The sequence below is a fragment of the Bacteroides thetaiotaomicron VPI-5482 genome (assembly GCF_000011065.1).
In the GTDB taxonomy this organism is placed as follows: Bacteria; Bacteroidota; Bacteroidia; order Bacteroidales; family Bacteroidaceae; genus Bacteroides; species Bacteroides thetaiotaomicron.
On sequence record NC_004663.1, the window covers coordinates 4,657,651 to 4,677,655 of the forward strand.

Annotated in this window: 12 protein-coding genes; all 12 read right to left on the minus strand. The window is 40.7% G+C overall.

Going from position 1 to position 20,005, the window contains the following annotated elements; translation table 11 throughout:
* Positions 1-5: 5 nt before the first annotated feature.
* The gene (locus tag BT_RS18150) at positions 6-1,430 is read right to left on the minus strand and encodes a sialate O-acetylesterase (RefSeq protein WP_008767100.1); all 1,425 of its coding nucleotides are present in this window, start codon (positions 1,428-1,430) and stop codon (positions 6-8) included.
* Between the two features lie 15 nt (positions 1,431-1,445).
* A complete protein-coding gene (locus tag BT_RS18155) occupies positions 1,446-3,059 on the minus strand; it encodes a beta-N-acetylhexosaminidase (RefSeq protein WP_011108902.1) in 1,614 nt (537 codons plus the stop codon).
* An 18-nt stretch (positions 3,060-3,077) separates the two neighbouring features.
* The gene (locus BT_RS18160) at positions 3,078-5,840 is read right to left on the minus strand and encodes a glycoside hydrolase family 2 protein (protein WP_011108903.1); all 2,763 of its coding nucleotides are present in this window, start codon (positions 5,838-5,840) and stop codon (positions 3,078-3,080) included.
* Between the two features lie 6 nt (positions 5,841-5,846).
* Entirely contained in the window at positions 5,847-6,743 is an 897-nt protein-coding gene (locus BT_RS18165) for an ROK family protein (protein ID WP_008767097.1), read from the minus strand.
* A gap of 3 nt (positions 6,744-6,746) precedes the next feature.
* Positions 6,747-7,796 (minus strand): SIS domain-containing protein, encoded by a 1,050-nt coding sequence (locus BT_RS18170; protein WP_008762549.1) that lies wholly within the window; start codon positions 7,794-7,796, stop codon positions 6,747-6,749.
* Between the two features lie 129 nt (positions 7,797-7,925).
* Positions 7,926-9,734 (minus strand): DUF5018 domain-containing protein, encoded by a 1,809-nt coding sequence (locus BT_RS18175; RefSeq protein ID WP_229101243.1) that lies wholly within the window; start codon positions 9,732-9,734, stop codon positions 7,926-7,928.
* Positions 9,735-9,809: 75 nt separating this feature from the next.
* Complete coding sequence (locus tag BT_RS18180; RefSeq protein ID WP_008762551.1) at positions 9,810-11,495, minus strand: RagB/SusD family nutrient uptake outer membrane protein; 1,686 nt, start codon at positions 11,493-11,495, stop codon at positions 9,810-9,812.
* A 14-nt stretch (positions 11,496-11,509) separates the two neighbouring features.
* Positions 11,510-14,662 carry a SusC/RagA family TonB-linked outer membrane protein gene (locus BT_RS18185; protein ID WP_008767096.1) on the minus strand — a complete coding sequence of 1,051 codons (3,153 nt, stop codon included), beginning with the start codon at positions 14,660-14,662 and terminating at the stop codon, positions 11,510-11,512.
* Between the two features lie 49 nt (positions 14,663-14,711).
* Positions 14,712-15,878 (minus strand): AGE family epimerase/isomerase, encoded by a 1,167-nt coding sequence (locus BT_RS18190; protein ID WP_011108906.1) that lies wholly within the window; start codon positions 15,876-15,878, stop codon positions 14,712-14,714.
* A 32-nt stretch (positions 15,879-15,910) separates the two neighbouring features.
* A complete protein-coding gene (locus BT_RS18195; protein WP_008767094.1) occupies positions 15,911-17,317 on the minus strand; it encodes a sugar porter family MFS transporter in 1,407 nt (468 codons plus the stop codon).
* Positions 17,318-17,322: 5 nt separating this feature from the next.
* Complete coding sequence (locus tag BT_RS18200; protein WP_008762555.1) at positions 17,323-18,420, minus strand: DUF4434 domain-containing protein; 1,098 nt, start codon at positions 18,418-18,420, stop codon at positions 17,323-17,325.
* 386 nt (positions 18,421-18,806) lie between these two features.
* Positions 18,807-19,985 (minus strand): prolyl oligopeptidase family serine peptidase, encoded by a 1,179-nt coding sequence (locus BT_RS18205; protein WP_011108907.1) that lies wholly within the window; start codon positions 19,983-19,985, stop codon positions 18,807-18,809.
* Between the last annotated feature and the right edge of the window lie 20 nt (positions 19,986-20,005).

Below are 20,005 nucleotides of genomic sequence, written 5' to 3' on the forward strand. Positions count from 1 at the left end.
TTTTATTACCACTTATCTGTGCGAAATGGTCTGACCGGCAGATTGCGTGTATTAATCAGATTTCCTTTCAGGAAATTCCGAAAACAGTAACGAACGGCAACGGGAGATTTGACTGTTGGGGATTTGACAATTACTGTATGATCCTTCTGATTTAAAGAGGCCTCTGCCGGATAAAAGACTTTATCTGAACCTGCAATCTCAAATCCGGAGATATTCATCCAGGGGCTTAATCCTTTTTCTGCATGGGAAAAGGAGATTTCAATTGTCTCTCCGTTGATTTTCATGCTTTTATAAGATGGATATTCGGATTCTATTCCCTGATATCCGTATGTCTTATTCAAGGACATATATGCGAGGCGTTCTCCAATCCCTTTTTTATTGTGAGGATGCACTTGAGGAGCTTCGTATGTCTCTACTAAGTCGTTTGTTCCGATCATACCACTATTGGGAATGAGTGAAAGCGCCTTTTGTTGAGCTTCCCGCAATAATGCTCCTATGTAGCCATCTTCTTTATATTCACAGGCAAATGGGACTGTCTCAACATAGTAGAAAGGCAGGTCTCCTTGTTTCCATATTGATCGCCAATGTTTTACCATCGTAGCTAGGCGTTCGGCGTATGTTCTGCTACTTCTTACATTACTTTCTCCTTGATACCAGATAAAACCTTTTATTGTATATTTGTGACAGGGGTATAAAATTCCATTATACATTAACATCGATTGTAAATAGACTGGTGTCTTGTCACTTCCTATTAAAGTCAGGTCTTCATCTTTGTAGGTTTGTAGTATTTCTTTAGGTAGCCAACCTTCTACTCTTGAGCCTCCCCATGCACAGGTGATAACTCCTATAGGAATCTGTAAGGTCCGTTGTAAAGTTAATGCATAATGATAGGCGGCTGCACTAAACTTCGGAGCATTTTCCGTAGTTGGTTGCTGCCAGCTTCCTTCTGCATACTCCTGCGGAGATAGTTTTACTGTCGGCTTTATGGTTACCATTCGTATTCCCGGATGATTGGGAGCATCTGCTATGACATTATTGGAGTCGCTTATGGGACAATAATCAAATCCGTTCAAAGGCATTACCATATTTGATTGTCCGGCACATAACCAGACTTCTCCGATCAGGAGGTGCTGCAAAGTGACAGATTGTTCTCCATCCGTCAGTGTTAATGTATATTCTTCGAAACTGGCAGCAGGCGTTGTGATCTGTAATTCCCAACACCCCTTTTCGTCAGCATGGGTTTTGACTTCCTTATTTGCCCATGAAGGAGTTACTACAACAGTAGAATTTGGAGTCGCTTTTCCCCAGATTCGTACATTGCTTTTTTGCTGTAAGACCATATTGTCACTAAGTAGTGGAGGCAATTTGACTTTTGCCTCCATATTGATGCTCCACAGTACAATTATTAAAAAGTAGATAAGAATCTTCATGTAGCATTTCTTTTTTTAGTCACGGAAATCCATTTGTATTTTTTCTTTCTTTTTGATGACAGGACCAGCCGGTTCCGGATGGTGCTGAGGATTACGATAATCAAAGTAATAAATATTCAGCTTATCAAATAAGGTGAATGCATCTTCCATACGTGACAGGAACTTGTCGTAGTCTTTGACTGTCGGTGCGGACCAAGCTGATTCTGCCAGTGCGCAGAGGCGGGGAAAGATCATGAAATCTACCCGATCTTTAGTATGCATTAGTTCCGTCCATGTATTGGCCTGTATGCCTTTGACATGTGAGAGGTCAGAGGCTGACACTCCCCATTCGGCAAACCATTTGTCGGGGAAAGCATATACATCTTCTATTGGGCAGAATCCGTCCCAGATTCGTCCCCATTTGTGGTCTTTATATTGTACGAAGTCAAAATAAAGCGGTTTGCGCGGACACATGATAGTCGAATATCCTTTGGTCAGTGATTTGCGCAGGTAATCGGGTTTATCATGTCTCCACCACATAATGATAGTATTATCTTGCTTTACATTCAAGTCGAGAAGTTCATCCCAACCGACTAAAGTTTTACCTAGTGAGTTTACTACATCTGTCATTCTATGCATAAAGTAGCGTTCTGCTTCCTTTACAGTTTGTAACCCTTCGCGTTTCAATAGTGCTTGTACATGTGGGTCTGTTTCCCATGCCTTGATTCCGTAAGCTACTTCGTCGCCTCCGATATGTAAATATGGAGAAGGGAATAAGGCAGCTATTTCTTTTAGTATATTAGTCAGATAAGTATAAGTTTCTTCTTTGCCGACGTTAAAAGTGAATTCCGGATGTTCTTCCGTTCCTCCGCCTGAGTATTCCGGGTAAGCTTTATTGGCTGCTGTGGCATGTCCGGGCATGTCTATTTCGGGTATAATTTCAATATGACGTTCTTTGGCATATGCTATGATATCACGGATCTGCTCTTGTGTATAATATTGTGCCGGTGTATCCGGATCACTATGGCAACCTTCTCCTCCTATAGTTGCCAGTTTAGGGTATTGTTTAATTTCGATTCTCCATCCTTGTGCGTCTGTCAGATGCCAATGGAAGCGATTCATCTTATAATATGCCATCAGGTCAAGGATTTGTTTTACCCTTTTTTCGCCGGAAAAGTGACGTGCTTCATCAAGCATATATCCTCTCCATTCATAACGCGGGGCGTCTTCTATCGTTCCACATCTTAGATCTCCGTTGGTTAACTGCTGTAATAGCGTTTGAATACCATAGAAAACTCCAGCTGGACTTCCTCCTTTGATTAGGACCTGTTTGGGGGCGATAATCAGCTGATAGCCCTCTTTGTTTTGCAGTCTATTGTTTAATGATAAGTTGATTCCTTTCACAGCTTTTTTGCCGGGGATTACTTTCATTTTATAGTTTAAATCAGCGAGTTTCTTTTCAAGGAATGCTGCTTCTTTATATAAACTGGCATCCAGATAGTGGATTTTCTGACCCGATTTGAGTTTACACGTTTCTGCTTGCATGGTGACTTCAGCAGGATAGGGGATAACCCGTACCTGTTCTTGTGCTTGCAGGCTCATGAACAAACTTAGATAGACTATTGCCAAGGTTGTAAGTAATAGTTTCATGTTTCTTGGTTTTATTAGTTATTTAATAATAATTATAGGATTTTCTCCATGTAAATCCTCTATGGATACTGTCGCAGTGATGGTACGGGTCTCATTAGGGAACAATGAAATGAAGTTATCACTCCAGAATACCGGATTTACGACTTCTTTTGTTTTTTCTCTTTGTATCATTAAGTGGTTGAAAAAGGATAATTTATCAGAGTCATTCGTTAAAGTAAGCGTGATCTGATACTCTTTTTCTTGTTTTTGAAGTTTTAAATCTTGCTTTAATGTAACTTTAGGCATATTTACCAGCCAATAGAAATTTTGATGTTGCGAGTAACGCCAATATAAGTTTTCAGAAATAAGATTTCTGTTTAAGTCTTCTAATTCCAGCTTTATATAATATATGGCAGAAAGGTCACCTCGTTGAGGTACGGTTTCTAATTCTTTATATTGGTCGGCGCCCACGGATATGGTATCTGTGTATGCCCAGCATTCTTTCATCGAATAGTCTATGATTCTGGCTTTGGCTATAACAGATTTAAATTCTTGATGAGTAGCGTTTATCACAGAAATCCGGTTCGTATTTGCATTCATTTGAATATGAATGGGTTCCATTGCTTTCTTAGAGAAATAGTAAGAAGCATTGGGTGACAGATACCAATCATAAATTTGCCAGCAGACATCGGGCCAACAAGAGTTTAGTTTCCAGATCATTATCCCTGTTGTGATATCCCACATCCGGTGGTTGGCTGCCTCAAACATGGCACGATACCCTTCTGAACTTACTAGCTGGCCTTTATATGCATAATCCTCGCTACTGACTGGGTCGCTATAGAAGGTTCGGATTGCATTGTCGTATGCACGATAGCAGAAGTTATTGGTGTCCCATGCTCCGTGTTCCGCCCATATACTGTCTAATGGATAAATCGGATTTCTCCGGTCGAGTGGCTTATCAATGGTAGGTATAAACTTTTTCAAACTTTCGTATACAGGTACGGAAGGCATGCCTAATTCGTTTCTGAACATTTGCAGATAAACCTCTTCTACTTTGTCGAAGTAGTAATCGGAGGGTGCCCAGTTATAGTCGGGAGCGCCATCATCGGTAGTACCGGTTGGTAAGTCCGGTTTTAAATAAGGAGTTAGTTTGTCTACGTCCCAACTGATACTGGTAGTCGGTATGTAGGGGCGTGTCGTGTCGAGGCTTAATACGGCTTCTTTGGTCGGATGATACAATTCTTCATCTACCAACACTTCATTAACTCCGAACCATGCAATGATACAGGGATGATTACGGTATCTTTTGACCATGTCTTTCACGCAAGCGATAGCTAAGTCATTGTTGAGAGGATTATGCTGGTTGTCACGTCCCGGGAACATTCGGTAGCATTGATAAAATACATGCCAGTTCATCAGTCCGTATTTATCCCAGCTATCTAGCCAATCTTCGGAAGGGGAAGGCATATCTTCACTGCCGATCAAAGTAATGTTGGCATTTGCCATTAATCGTGCCTGGTCATAAATTCGTTTGGGTGAGTCGTCGAGAAGTACATCCGGTTGTATCCATCCCCCTTTACAGAAGATGCGTTTGCCATTGATAAAGAATACACGACCATATTCTTCCCCGTTTTTCATTAATTCCGAAGTTACTTCGCGAATTCCGAAGTTTACCTTCTCCCGATCGGACGATTTCCCATTATTCATGTCGAATGATAAATCGAGACTGTGCATATATTGCTCTCCATATCCGTTTGGGTACCATAAGTATGGGTTCTGTATAGATAAGACGGAAAACTTCTGGGGAGATAATATTATTTCTTTACTTTCATTGGGGAGCATTGTGACAGGCAGAGTTACGCTTATCGGTTTCATGCTTCCAGCCAGTTTACGTGTGTAACTCGGATAAACTAATTCGTTGATAAGGCGAATTGTTGCTTTAACTTTACCGCTTATCATCTTATCCGAATGATTGTGTACAGTCGCTTTGATTGTAATGTCAGCAACTGTTGTATCTTTTTGGGGTAGAGTAGTGATAATATATGGGTCTTCAATAGTGACCTGGCTGGTTGCTTCCAGGGTGACGGACTGATAAATACCCATATTCCGGTCACGCACTACAGGGGCGCAATCCCAACCACCTGTGAATTTTAATGTTTCATCTTTGAACAAATCGGAAGCCGTACCACGGTTAGGCCCAAAGGCTATAAATTGTGTTCCGGGGTTAGGAGTTCCGGGATGGTCCACTTGATATATTTTTATAGCAATACAGTTCTGTGTGGGCTGGATATAATCGGTTATATCGAATTTGAAGCGGCGGAACATGCCTACTACATCTTCTTTTTTCCCTATTTGATGTCCATTAATCCATACGTCTGCACGATAGTTAATTCCATTGAGGTTCAGCCATATTTTTTTGTTTTTATATTGCTTAGGCAAAGTGAAGGTCGTGCGATACCAATAAGGTTCCTGCCAAGGATTTTTTCCATTGCCCAGGTAACTGTATTTAGCTAAGTCCATTTTTTTATTAAACTCATCAGAGACATCAGGAATTAGAAAGTTGTTCATGCCGATTCTGGGATCAGGATAAACGTTCTGTTTCACTAATGCATTCAAAACAGTAGTCGGTACTGTGGCTTCATACCAGTCGGTAGCTTGGAATGAAGGCATAGATACTTTTTCCGCATTTTCGCTTATTTCGGTTGTACTTTTTATTTCCCAATTGGTTAATTTCAACTGGTTATCTGCTTTGCTTATCAAGCAAAACAATAGAAACGGATAGAGTATAAGTAATTTTTTCATAACAATTTATTCTACAAACATTAAAGCTGCTGCACCCATAAATCCGGCATTATCTTTTAAACCTGCTGGCTTTAACTGGATGCTTGCAGCAGTTTGCGGACAAATGTACTTTTTAAATAAAGATACCATTGAATCCCAAAATATATCTGATGAATGCATAACTGAGCCTCCGATAATTACGACTTCCGGATCAACGATATTAACAGTCCAGGAAAGGGCATAAGCTAATGCCTGGGTAAACTCTTTCCATGCTTTTAATGCGTTGATGTCTCCTTCCCGGGCTAATTTACTGATTTCTTCTCCTGAAATCTTTCTTTTTGTAATTCTCTGATATAAATTTGATATTCCAGTTCCCGATACATAATCTTCTATCATTCCTTCTTTGTATGGAGACAGCCAGATTTCTCCGGCACAACCGGTAGCTCCACGAATAATTTTTCTGTTTACCACTATAGCTGCTCCTAAGCCTGTGCCAAGAGTGATTCCTAGTATTGAATTTAGGTTTCTTCCGGCTCCCCATAGGGCTTCTCCTAACATCATTGCATTTGCATCATTATCCAGTTTGACCGGAAGTCCGAAAGTTGATTCTATTTTTTTGTGTAAAGGGTAATTGTGTAACGTTGGAAGGTTATTGCATTCGAGAATGATGCCTTTGTTGATATCTAATGGACCGGTAGAACCGATGCCGATGCCGATTAATTCTGCTCCATCGGCTTGTTGTATCATTCTTCGGATTAATAGAGTCAATTGCTCAATAATCATTTCACCGGGTTCGTGCGCTAAAGTCCGGATAGATTCGGGGATACCGATTATCTGTCCGTTAATATCGACAAGTCCGGCTTTTATTTTAGTCCCGCCAATATCGACTCCAATTGCAATTTTCTTTGGATACACAATTCTCATAGTTTATTCGATTGATGTTATTTTGGCACCATGTGTAAATTCTCCTGGTATTATTCCGCATTTGGTTGCCCATGTATTTATAAGAAGTTGTACAGGAACTATACAGGGGATTGTAAATAACTCAGCATTAGTGCTTGGGATAGTAATGGCACATAAATTATCATTTTCAAACACTAAGTTTGAATCGGTGATAAAGATAACTTTTCCTTCATATTTAAGGATATCTTTTACTAAAGATAGTGATTGTTCGTAGGTTTCTGATTGCGAGTGTGCAAATAGAATGGCTATGAATCCTTTCTTTACCATTTCTAACGGGCCATGCCTGAATTCACCACCTAATAAAGCTGATGCAGGCGTATGCGCTGCTTCCATGAACATCAATGCACTCTGGCTGGCAGCTGCAAAAACTGGTCCCCGTCCTATTAATTGCACAAAAGTGGAGCCGTCTATCAGTTCAATAGCTTTCGACATCCATGGAGTATTTCCATTGACCATGTTCTCAATAATTTTACTGAGTTTATGCCATTGGGTGCTGTCGATTTCTTGATTGCATAACTTCATTGCCAGTAAATATGCTACTTGATAACAGGTTATGAATGTTTTTGTTGACGTTTTTTCTTCCTTTCCAGCTTTGCACAATAGGCTATAGCGAGAGAATTTGACTAAACTGCTATCTTTTTCATTACAAATAGAAAGAACTGTGATGTTTGAAGATAACTTTTCTATTAGTTTGATTACTTCATAGCTTTCTCCTGATTGCGAAATACATATAATCAACGATTCTGGACTAATTAATGAAATTTGATAATGCAATAATTCTCCTGCGTTCAGAGCATATGCCGGGATTTTATATGAATTAAGTAGAGAAGCAGTTGCGTTAGCGATGAAGTAAGAACTGCCCATACCGGTTAACAGAATATTTCTATATTTGCCGGAACACCATAATTCTGAAATTTGTGACAAAACGGATTTTCCTTCTACGCTTTTGTAGAAGTTTGCCGTCTGCAGAAGTGCTTGCGGTTGCTCTTGTATTTCTTGGAAAAATTGTACCATCGGATTTTTTTAATTATAATCTAGTGACTTTAATAACTACTTAGCAACAGTTGTGCAATTATTCATATGTAATTGCCAACTGTTACTGAGTAGTTTATAGATGATCTTAAATGATATTTAAATTTTCATTTATAAATTGAATCTGGTAATTTCATAAGCAAATAGTCCCTGATCCGTAGTCAACATATAGACCTGAACGGCATTGCCATCAGCACTTCGACCGAATACAACATCTCCTGTTTCATCAACGTTGGTACCAAGTACCTGTTTGCCAGAAACGAACGAGGCTGAAGATGTCATACCAGTTACCGCATACCCCGTTCCGGGGATACTGCCTGTTCCTGTTGTACTTCCTTCACGTGAATCGAAGATAAAGCCATTAGCCATTGCTGAAGTTCCGGGATTATTCGTGATGTTGGATACATATAGGCGGTGGGACCAAACCCCATTGCTTGACAGACCATTTTGAACGCCTAACAAACATGTACCGTTAAATTCAACATATCCTATTCCCCGGACATTCTTATCATATGTAGCGCTACCGGACCACCAATGTGATGTTGGAAGTGAGAAATCTATGGCGCGTGCGCCTGTGCCTATAGGAGTGTAATTAATTGCTTGCCGGAAGTTGGCACTGGCCCAAATATATCCTAGTGGAGAAGTATTTGTCAATGGAATGACTTTAGTTGCGTTCCACATGGAGACTGATGCTCCTCCGCCCCATTCTACATAAGCGTTGCCTTGCATTGCACCATCTTTGAACATAAGGAAAACCGCACGTGGTACATTTTTGGTTGATGTGGCAATAATTGCATCCCCTGAAGTCAGATCACCTTTGACGCAGATTGTGCGTCCAAGCTCTAGTTTTTTGACTCCATTAATGCCTACAGGAGCATTGGCGAATGTACTCCCATTAATATTTGCATAAACGATGCTCTTAGGTGCATTCTCGATGCCGTTAGGCCAAACCCAGGCACGTACGTTTGGGTCGGTAACATTGGCGTCTAAAGTACTAGTGTATGCCATAGCTACTAAATGTCCAGCATCATCACTGGTAATAGCATGGATGGAGCGGCCTGCATCAATACCTGTAGTGTTGACTTTTACATCAAGTACTTTGCCGTTATAACGATCCATTACAATCATTTTATTGTAATCAGTGCTATTACTGATAATTAGATAGTCGTCAATAACAGCCATTGTACGGTTCGCTCCAACCTCAAATCCATGTGTGTCATCTGTATAGATTTGGAAACCAAATAATGAAGCTGTATAGCCCACTCCCTGAGGTAATAGATCCGGGAGTTCCAGACTAGTCTGATAGACTGTTTTGTCTGTTTCATTTTGTGCAATAACGGTTATAGTCGGTTGGTTACTTAAATCTATAATGCCGGTTGCCGGATCCAATGATGATGATTCGATAGTAGCCCATGGAGAGACTGTTAATGCCGCAGACTTCAAGGCTGCATCAATAGCTGAAGAGGTTTTATAGATGATGATTTTTCCTGTACCACCCGTACTCTCAGGTTCGACGATACGTATTGTTGCACGTGAATAGTCTGTCAGTTCTACTTTACTAATACTGGCTAATTTTGATTTCACATAAGCAGCCTTAAATGTATAAGTAATTTTGCTTCCATCTTCTTTGACTAATGTTGATTGGAAACCACTGACCAGATCACGAATGCCGGAAATGCTGGGGGAGAATTTTGCTCCTACAGGCAGGCTGGCTGAAACTTTCATTTGTGTCAGGTCACCTTGTATTTTTTCCGTATCTGAAATATAATAAGGAACTTGTATGGTAATTGTATTACTTGCCTCGTCTACGATAGCACTATATGTGGTACTTTCATCAGAAGCTAAGCATCCGGTTATGGTTAGTCCTGTAACATTTTCGCTGCCTGTCCTTGCCAGATCGTCCGGGTCCTCGCAGCTCATGAAGGCTAGCATTGATATTAGTACCCCGGTGAATAGATATTTTATTTTCATAATTTTTCTCTTATTAAATAATTATTATTTCCACAGTTCATTTTGTTCACAGAGTGTGTTGTCTTGAAGTTCTGTGTATGGAATAGGGAAAATTGTATATTTTTCAGGGAATAAACGGTCTTGTGTATCGCATTCTACTCGTGCGTAACTGAAACTGCCACCGGCCTGTGTTATCTTAACGCCGTGCAGACGTTTATGATCAAGTGTTCTTACGGCGATTCCCCAACGGATCAGGTCGAAATATCGGTGTCCTTCCATTCCAAGTTCACAAATACGTTCTTTAGACAGATCTTCCAGATAATCACTCCAATTATTTTGTTGGGCGAGTTCCGGCAGTCCGACGCGGTCACGGATCGTTTTCAGATCAGCATAGGCTTTTCCAAACTCGTTTTGTCGTGCATATGCTTCCGAACGAATCAAGTAAATTTCAGCTAAACGCATTTCTATCCAGTATTGTCCACTCAAAATGCTGCTAAAGTTGATATTGGTATCATCAGAAGCGAACTTACGAATCAGATAACCTGTTGTTGATTTGTGCACATTATCTTGTCCGGTTGTAGCAAAATCCATATATCCGTCATTTCCATCTACATACAACTGGAGAGTACGTCCTTTCCATGTTGCTCCATTATAAAGAATGGAGGCGTAAAAACGTGGTTCGCGATTGGTAAATGGAGCATTGTTGTAGGAACTGAGATTACTCCAGTCAAAAGATTGGTAGCTACCGTTTACTTTGATATCGAAAGAGGAAGCGTATTCATCAGATGGAGTGACTGCCGCACCTACACTTCCTTCTGTAACACCGGCTGCTTTCCAGTCGTATGGTGGACACACGTAGATGTCAAAAGAATGTTGCTTGGCGTTCTTTCCCTGTTGGAAGTAAACCGGAAGGATTAGCTCACTATTATTGACTGAGGTGAATATTTTGTAGTAATCATTGGCAGTCGTTCCTTGCAATAAACTGTAATTCAATTTTAATACTTCATTGCAGGCATCTATCGCATCCCCCCAGCGTTTAGCATAAAGGGCCGCACGTGCTTTCATTCCGTAAGCGGCTCCTTTGGTAATACGCCCCACATTGGTACCTGTCCAGTTTTCCGGAAGGTCTTGTACTGCCTGGGTGTATTCGTTGATAATGAAATCCCAGCAATCTGATTCAGATGAACGTGCTTTAGCTCTTTCGTCAGGTCCGTCTACATAATCTTCATCAGTACGCAGGATAACTCCGCCATGACGGAGCACCAGTTCCTGGTAAGCAAATGCACGTAAGAAACGAACCTCTGCTGTACGCTTTTTCATTTCATCCTGATCTAAGTTATCTCCATAACCTTTGCTTCGGTCATAGAAATATTCGTTGAGTTGACGGATACGGGTATACATACCACTCCAGTTGGAGCGGAAGTTGCTCGTTTCGGTGACATAATTCGTCTGATAAAAGAATTTATTCATGGCACCTCCGTTCACTCCATACCAAGAGTATTTTAACAGATCTGTAGCTCCATCGTCCATTAAGCAGTAAGAATCTATATTGATAGTAGCATTATCATATAGCACGCTATATAGCCCTTTGACGTAAAGGTCTACATTTTCCAGTGAGGAATATGCTACATTCTCGCTGTACCAGCCAGTAGGATCTACGTCCAGTACATCACATTGTGTCAAGCAAATGCTAGCTGCTATGCCTATAATGTATTTTTTTATATTTTTCATATTAACTATTTGTTTTAAAATCTAACATCTATACCAAAACTGAATGTACGTTGTTGTGGATAATATCCTGTTGCTACATTTGTACTTTCCGGGTCGATATACTTGAAATCGGTAAATGTCAGTAGGTTAGTCCCGTTAGCATAAACTCTGATGTTTGACAATCCCATCTTGTTGGTCCAGGCTTTAGGAAGCGTATATCCTAAAGTCACGTTCTTCAAACGTAAATACGCACCATTTCTTTTCCAGAAATCCGATTGTTGGGCATTGTTTGAATGAGATACACTGCTGACAGTCAGACGAGGATATTCCGCATTTGTATGATCGGGTCGCCAACTGTTTTCTACCAGATAAAGAGGAGCGTTGTCCCAATTTGCATACCAGGGTCTTGTCATAGGGGTCATATCTGTTGCGCCATTTAAGTCTTGCCATGAGTATTGAAGCATTTTATCACAAAGTGCCGCTCCTTGAAACTGAACAGATAAATCGAAGCCTTTGTAATTAGCGTCAGCCATTAGTGCAAACATCATTTCCGGGCGGATGCCACGTGATATTTTGATTCGGTCGTTGGAATCGATCTTTCCATCGCCGTTAATATCGGCATATTTAATGTCTCCTACTCGTGGTGTATTCCATGATACTTGAGGTGAATTGGCAATCTCTTCTTCACTCTGATACAACCCTAATGCTTTTAATCCCCATAATTCACCGACTGATGATCCGAGAACACTTTGCCAGGGTAATGTGTTATCCGCCTGTGTTCTGCTTAAGATACGGTTATGAGCGTAAGATAAGTTGCCATTCAAACTATAACTGAATTCTCCTATACGATTGCGATGTTTCAGTGCAATTTCAAATCCGCGGTTATCAAATGTTCCTGTATTTTCAGAACTTGGGTAGTGTCCACCTAAAGAAGGAGGATAGATATTACTAACACTTTGAAGAATGTCGTATGTATATTTGTAGAATACATCAAACTCAACTCCCAACAAACCGTTCCAGGCACTAAGATCGAAACCTAAGTTATATGATTTTGTTTTTTCCCAAGTCAGTCGTTCATTTGGATAAGCTACTGTGTTGCTAAGTGTTCCTTGAGTGTTAGGTGTACTGCCAAATACTACTCCATTATTAGTATAAGAGTAGGATTTTCTGTACAAGAAAGCACTAACGTTGTCGCTACCTAGAATACCAAACGAACCTCTGAGTTTAAAATAGTCTATTTTAGGAAGTGCGTCTTTGAAAAAGTCTTCTTCCGACATCACCCATCCTAAAGAAACTGAAGGGAAGAATCCCCAACGGTGTCCTTTGGCAAACTTATAAGAACCGTCGTAACGGAAAGATGCTTCGGCCAGGTATTTATTGGCGTAGGCATAATTTAGACGACCTACATAAGCGGCGTAAGCACTTTTCCCAGAAGAACCGCTATTAGTTGCAGTTTGGGCATCTCCCAAAGATATTTCGGGTAAATCGAATAAGTCGTAATCCGTACGACTAGCATTCAGTGCAGAGCTTTTTACCTGAGTTTGTTCGTAGAGGAAAAGGGCTCCTACATCATGAAGTCCGAATTTGTTGTTATATGAAATAGTCGGACGTAATATTACTTGTTGTGATTTTTGGTCACCCTGATATAGGTTACCATCTGCCAGCAGATTTGCACTTTGTACATAGCTGTAGCTTTTGGTGGAAGAATCATAGGCATTGACAGAATATGCATAAGCAAATGTTTTACTTGCCAGGTCTTGCCAGTCCCAACTGATGAACATATTTGCTTTCAAACCTTTCAGGAATGGGGCTGTATATTCGACATTTGCGGAACTTTCTATTCTGACTCTGCGAGATTCCTGGAATCCTGAATTTGCAGATCCATAGATCGGATTGGCTGCGCTGGTTGCGCCTCGGTATGCCGAAGTAGGATAACCTTCATACTCTTTCGGAACAAAAGGTATAGAGTAAAGCAACTGATGGAAAATACTATAGGCTTGTTGATTGCCATAAGAGTATCCTCCCGGCTGATAATAATCTTTGATTAATGCTGCGGTATTTAGTGACACTTTAATGTCTTTGGTCGCTTGTACATCAATATTTGAACGGAAATTGCTGCGTTCGTTTTTGTTGCCTTTAATAATACCATCTTGATGTAAATAGCCGCCGCTGATGAAATATCTGACCTTATTGCTGCCTCCGTTTATAGACAGATTGTGTTGGTGCATAAGGGTAGTCTTATATAAGTCGGAGGTCCAGTCTGTATTTTCAAATCCATCGGTAGGGTCTCCGTTATAAGTTGCCGCAATTTCTTCGTCGGTAAAATATGGATTATCTACGCCATTATTGTCTAGTTTGCGAGCCAGATTATACCATTGCATATATTGGGTTCCGTTCATCATTTTAGGCAGAGTGGTAGCGTGCGATAGAGTCATACTGCCTCTGTAGGTGATATCTGTTTTACCTTCTTGCCCATGTTTGGTTGTTACCAGCACAACTCCGTTGGCTGCCTTCATACCATAAACGGCACAAGATGCAGCGTCTTTTAGGATGGTAACAGACTCCACGTCATTCGGGTCTACTTGTCCCATAGCTCGTTCTACTCCATCAACTAAAACAAGTACCGTACCTGAACCGCTGAATGAAGAATAACCACGGATTAATATGGAAACATCATCCGATCCTGGTTGTCCGAGTGATTGTTGGGTAATAAGGCCGGGCAACTTACCGACTAATGTTTGTGACATATTACTGGCAGTTGTTTTCAACATATCTTTTTGAGATACCGTGGCTACAGATCCGGTTAAGTGAGCTTTCTTTTGTGTTCCATAACCTACTACTACAACTTCGTCCAAATTAGCGACATCTTCTTTTAAGATGATGTTGATCGTACTGCGTCCGTTCACTTTTATCTCTTGTTTGTTCATACCGATGTATGAGAATTCAAGAGTGGCAGTGTTGGATGCATTGATAGAGTATCTACCGTCAATATCGGTAGTGGTACCTGTGGTCGTACCTTTGACAACGACGCTGACTCCTGGCAACGGATCACCGGTCACGTCTGTGACGACTCCCCTAACCATGTTCTGGGCATAGCCATTTGTGGCATACGCAAAAAGCATCGACAATGAGAATAGTATGATTCTGATTGTTCGGAAACTACTTTTTTGCTTAAAGCATTGTTCCATCATAAGATAAAATTTAATTGGTTAATAAAAAAGTTTTTGGGTATTAGATTTATTGTAATTCTTCTAGTACTTTCCAGCATTGATATAAGCCCCTGGGGACATGGAAACAGCCTTTCCATTTGCCTCCTTTAAGTGGCAGAAGTACTTCTCCCTGGCGGTTTAAGTAACCGAACCATTCAGGATATTGAGCATCTTTGAAGTGCGTCCATACATACTCATGTATTTTCTCGAACCACTCCATACATTGTTTGTCACCTGTCAATTGGTAACCTTTTAGTAGGGAAATAAGTGTTTCAATGTGTACCCACCAAAGTTTTTGGTCCCATTCCAGTTGTTGGGGAGGGCAACCTTTGCGGTCCATAAAATAGTAGATGCCACCATATTCTTTGTCCCATCCGTAGTTAATCATCGTCAAGGTTACATTTTTTGCCTTTTCGATTAGATCAGGGCGATTCAGGCGTTTTCCTAAATCCATGATAAACCACATCGCTTCGATGTCGTGTCCGGGAGTCACTTGCCGTCCTTCAAAACAGTCTACGAGATTGCCGTCCACTCCTATGTTTTCAACAATAATTCCTCCTAGCTCCGGGCGATAGAATACTTCCATCACTTCATGGATACAAGTCTCTATTGTTTTTTCCAGATACTCTTTGTCCAACAAGTGTTCTATTTCAAGTGCCAGATTACAAAGGATCATCGGGAGGGCGAAATTTTTCAGATTACGTGTGCCCGGATGGATTTTGTTCCATTTACCTTTCGGATTATCTGCCTTTGAGAGAATAATATCGAACGTTTTCTTTGCAATGTCAGCATATTCCTGATTGCCTGTAGCCAGACTGAGTTGCCCGAAAGCCATTGTAGCAAATGTATAGGAAAAGATGTTGTATGGTTCTACCAGAGGATTACCTGCCCGATCCAAAGAAAAATACCAATGATAGTTTCCATCATGTCCGTATTTCTTTAGAAATTCACTGCCTTGAATAGCGCAATCCAGCCATTCCTGTTTTTTCTCAACTTTATTGTAAAGCATTGAGAATAACCAAACTTCGCGTCCTTGCAGCCAAATAAATTTATCTGTATCGAATACGTTGCCTTCACGATCCAGACAAGTGAAATAGCCACCGAATTCGTGATCCTGAGAATGCTCTAACCAGAATGGAAGAACATTATTCAGTAGTTCGTCTTTGTATTGGTTTGCTAATTTTTTTAAATCCATAATTGTTAGTTTTTTATTTAATAAGGTCTATTTTACCGTTCCGAACGGGTCCAGTATCTTTCAATCTCCTCCAGAGACTTTCCGGTAGTTTCCGGTACGAGTTTCCAGACAATGAGCATATACGGTACACACATGATGGCGAACAGGAAGAATGTTCCGGCTGGAGTAAGATTCTGGAGCATCCAGGGGGTTAGCTGTCCGATCAGATAGGTACCGATCCAAAGAGCGAATCCGGCAATGGACATTGCTAATCCGCGTATTTTGGTAGGGTACATCTCAGAGAGAAGTACGAATATCACAGCGCAAATGGAAATGGCGCAACAAAAAACATAACACAGAAAGAAGGCTAACAGAAACAGGCTGGAAATATTCCAGGCATTTCCGAAGAGGAAATAACTGCCAATGAGTATCAATGAAACGACCATTCCGGATACCCCATAATATATCAGTTTCTTGCGTCCTACTTTGTCAATGATGAGAAGTGCCAGGATAGTGGTCAGTGTATTCACAAGTCCTACAAGAACCTGATAGAACAGAGAATCCCCTCCTGAAAGACCGGCATTCTCAAAAATGGAAGGCCCGTAGTAAAGAACTGCATTAACCCCCATGAACTGTCCCAGAATAGCAATACATACACCGATAATGACTGCTTTCAGAATACCTGGTTTCAGAAGGATAGACCATTCTGAACGGGTCTCGGAAACAAGGACGGATTTTGTCTCGTTTAGCTGGAAATCAGCCTCTTTAAATGAATTGTAGATCTTTTCCAGAATATAAGTGGCTTTCCTTTCTTGTCCTTTTACTATCAGCCATCTGGGGCTTTCGGGTATGAAAAAGATAATAATAAAGAATATTATGGCTGGTAATGTCTCCATGCCTAACATACCTCTCCACACTTCTGTAACTACTATTTTTTCTAACCAGGCGATAGGTAAGTGGTTTCCACTCTCTGAATATGCCAATAACTGGTAGTTGACAAGATAAGCTCCTAGAAAACCGACAGTTACGGCCAGTTGATACAGGGAGACCATCCTGCCTCTGAATTGTGCGACGGAAACTTCGGAAATGTAAAGAGGAGATACAATAGAAACAACACCAATTCCGATGCCACCTATGATTCTATAAACAACTAACTGGTTAAAGTCAATGCAAAAAGCACAGCCGATTGCTGATGTAGAAAACAGAATGGCAGAAAGTATCATTGTTCTTTTACGTCCGATGCTGTCGCTCAATATTCCGGAAAAGAGAACACCGACAATCGATCCGATCAATGCGCATCCTACATACCATCCTTGTTGCAAGGTGTCCAACTGAAACAGATGTGTCACCTGAGCTATTGTGCCGGATATGACAGCTGTGTCATAACCGAACAGAAAGCCTCCTAAAGCAGCAACGACTGAAAGGAATATGATATAACCCAGATTAATTGTTGTTTTCATATAGTTTATTTGATTTCAAAGTATTCTCTGTATCTGTCATATAAATGTCCTGCCTGCAGATAAGCTGATTGCGGACTTAAAAAGTGAGAAAACTCAAAAGTGATTGCTTTATCATATCCGGCACGTTTTGCCGCTTCCAGTTTCATGCGGAGTTTGTCGAATTTGATCGGCAGGAACCGGATGGGCATATCGCGGTCGAATGTTTCCGCGTTTGTCCAACATTGCATTCCGTATTTGTCTGCCAGTTTCTTGTTTACAGTGAAAAAAGCATCCAGTTCGTCGTAGTCAATGTGTCCGTCTTGAAAAGCACAAGCGTCTACTACATCGTGTATACCATCAAAAATTTCATTCCATTCTCTCTCATGTTGTTCTACGGATACAGCATCCTCCCTTGTCATTTTTCCGGTTCCCATGACTGCCTTTTTACCATCAATCCAAGGGGATATAAAAGTAGGGAGGCCATTCGATACATCTTTGCATTGTTTACCCATGGTATGAAATGCACCGATAGCTCCTTTGGTATTGCGGCTGATTTCCGTGCTAATATACCAGCCTCCGAAACTCTTATACTTTTCACCGTAAGTATTCCATACTTCGTCAATCACATATTTATTATATTCCACTTCCCACGACATATCACGTGTATCCCAATAATGACCGGTGTCATACAGCCCAAAATAAAACTTCATGTTATATTTTTCAGCCAGTCGTAAGTACATATCTACTAAATCCACGGAAGGCATATAGCATCCTTTTCCTAATAGATATTTGGACGGATAAGTGATGAACTTGCGATATCCGGAACGGATCATAATAACGGTATCGATACCAATCCTTTTCATGTGCTGAAAGTCGAGATCCCATTCTTTTTCTCCCCAGTTCTGGTGTGGAATATCGTGAGATATTTCATCTAGAAAAGTGCCTGTGATTTTCAGACCATTATTCTTCGGTACAATTAATTTGCTGTCCGTCCTTTTGCTCGGAGAGAGAACGAATTCACTTCCATCTTTGCCTTCAGCGGCCAGTAGTGTGGGAGCCATTAGGGCGGAGGCTCCCGCTAATGCGGCTTTCTTTAAGAAATCTCTGCGATTATTCGCTTCCATAGTTTACTTTTTTTAGTTTCTACTCTTTTTAGTATATATTTAACCTATTGAATTTTTAATAGTTTAATATTTATTACTAACTCGGAATCATCTGCTAGCTTTATTAATTCCTTTGAGCTAGCACTTTTAATTTATTAATTATGAATTTATTATTGTGTTATTTATTAATTGGGCGATAATTTATGATTAGTTTTATTAATATGGCATTAATATTGCCCCATTCGCAGATGGGGCATTTTATGTTTTCTAGTGTATATTTTTCATAGGCTAATCATTTTAGTCAAGTAATTTAGGTTACTTGGATGAATTGATAGAACAAAGTTAGGCATCCAGAGTTGATTTTTTGCGCAAAAAAACGAAAAAGTGTATTCAAAAAACGCATCTTTCTACTCTTTGGTAGATTTATTTGCTGAATGCAAGTACCATTTAAAAAAATCATATATAATTTCGTTTGATTCAGGGGTTGGGTCATGATTGACTCTGTTGCTCATCGCGACATTATTACGGTATCCTAAGAGCCGGTTGACCGCTATTGTATGGTTTAGCGCTATCCACCGGTCTGTTCCGTCAGAGTATCCTCCGGAAACAAGAAATGGGCGAGGTGCCATCAGCGTATGCAATTCATGCAAATCATATCCTTCTTTGCGGAGCTTCGGATAAATGCCTTTAGCATAATCATGCCCATTTTTGCTCCATGTATTTTCCCATGGTGGCGGATAATATCCCAAATACCAGGGTTCCCAGTAATTGATATATCCCTCTTTTGTTTCGTCGAATACAATTCCGGGGTCTCCCCATGCCGCACAAGCGAACTTTTCGTATAGGCATGAGGCAAACATTGCCCACTTCCCACCATAAGAATGCCCTGTGATGCCTATTCTTGTAGAATCGACGTCCTGTACTTTGGCTAATACTTCCCATGCATTTGCGGCTGCATAAGCTAATGCTGAAAGTGGTTGGAGAGTTGCATTTTCAATGGTGGGGTAATAAATGGAATATGTCTGATTCTCTGTGGTCTTCGTTGTTCCTATTGATAATGTGACAAATCCTCTTTTCGTCAATTGATATGCAAAGTCTCTATAAGGTTTTCCACCCAATCCGATAGCCGTTTCGGGTTCATAAAATGTAGTGATAACGGCAGGCTTTTTGCCTTCTTTGTCCGGAACCAGCAAATAACCTTCAGTCTGTTCGTTGGGAGTCCAGTAGAAGCGGACACGGTATTGCATGAAGTTTTCACGGTGGAGAGTATCCAGAATTTCAAATGTTTGTCCGGTAATGACAGGCGGCCATTGTCCTAACAGGCTCATCCATCTGTCCTTGATTTCAGTTCGTCGTCTTTGCCAGTCTTCAACGGTTCTGACTGTATCCCCATTATAATATAATAAAGGAGAGCGAAAATTCCCATATACATTTTCGTATTCTGCGGGCGGGCGGAAGTAGCTCGATAACTTATTCCATAGATCAGAGGAGTCATTATTTCCGCTATTTTTGTTTCCGCTGCATCCTGCTAGAAATGCTGCCAGATGAGTGATCAGGATGAATAGCACGATTTTCTTTTGCTCCATAAGTTGTTGATTGACTTTGA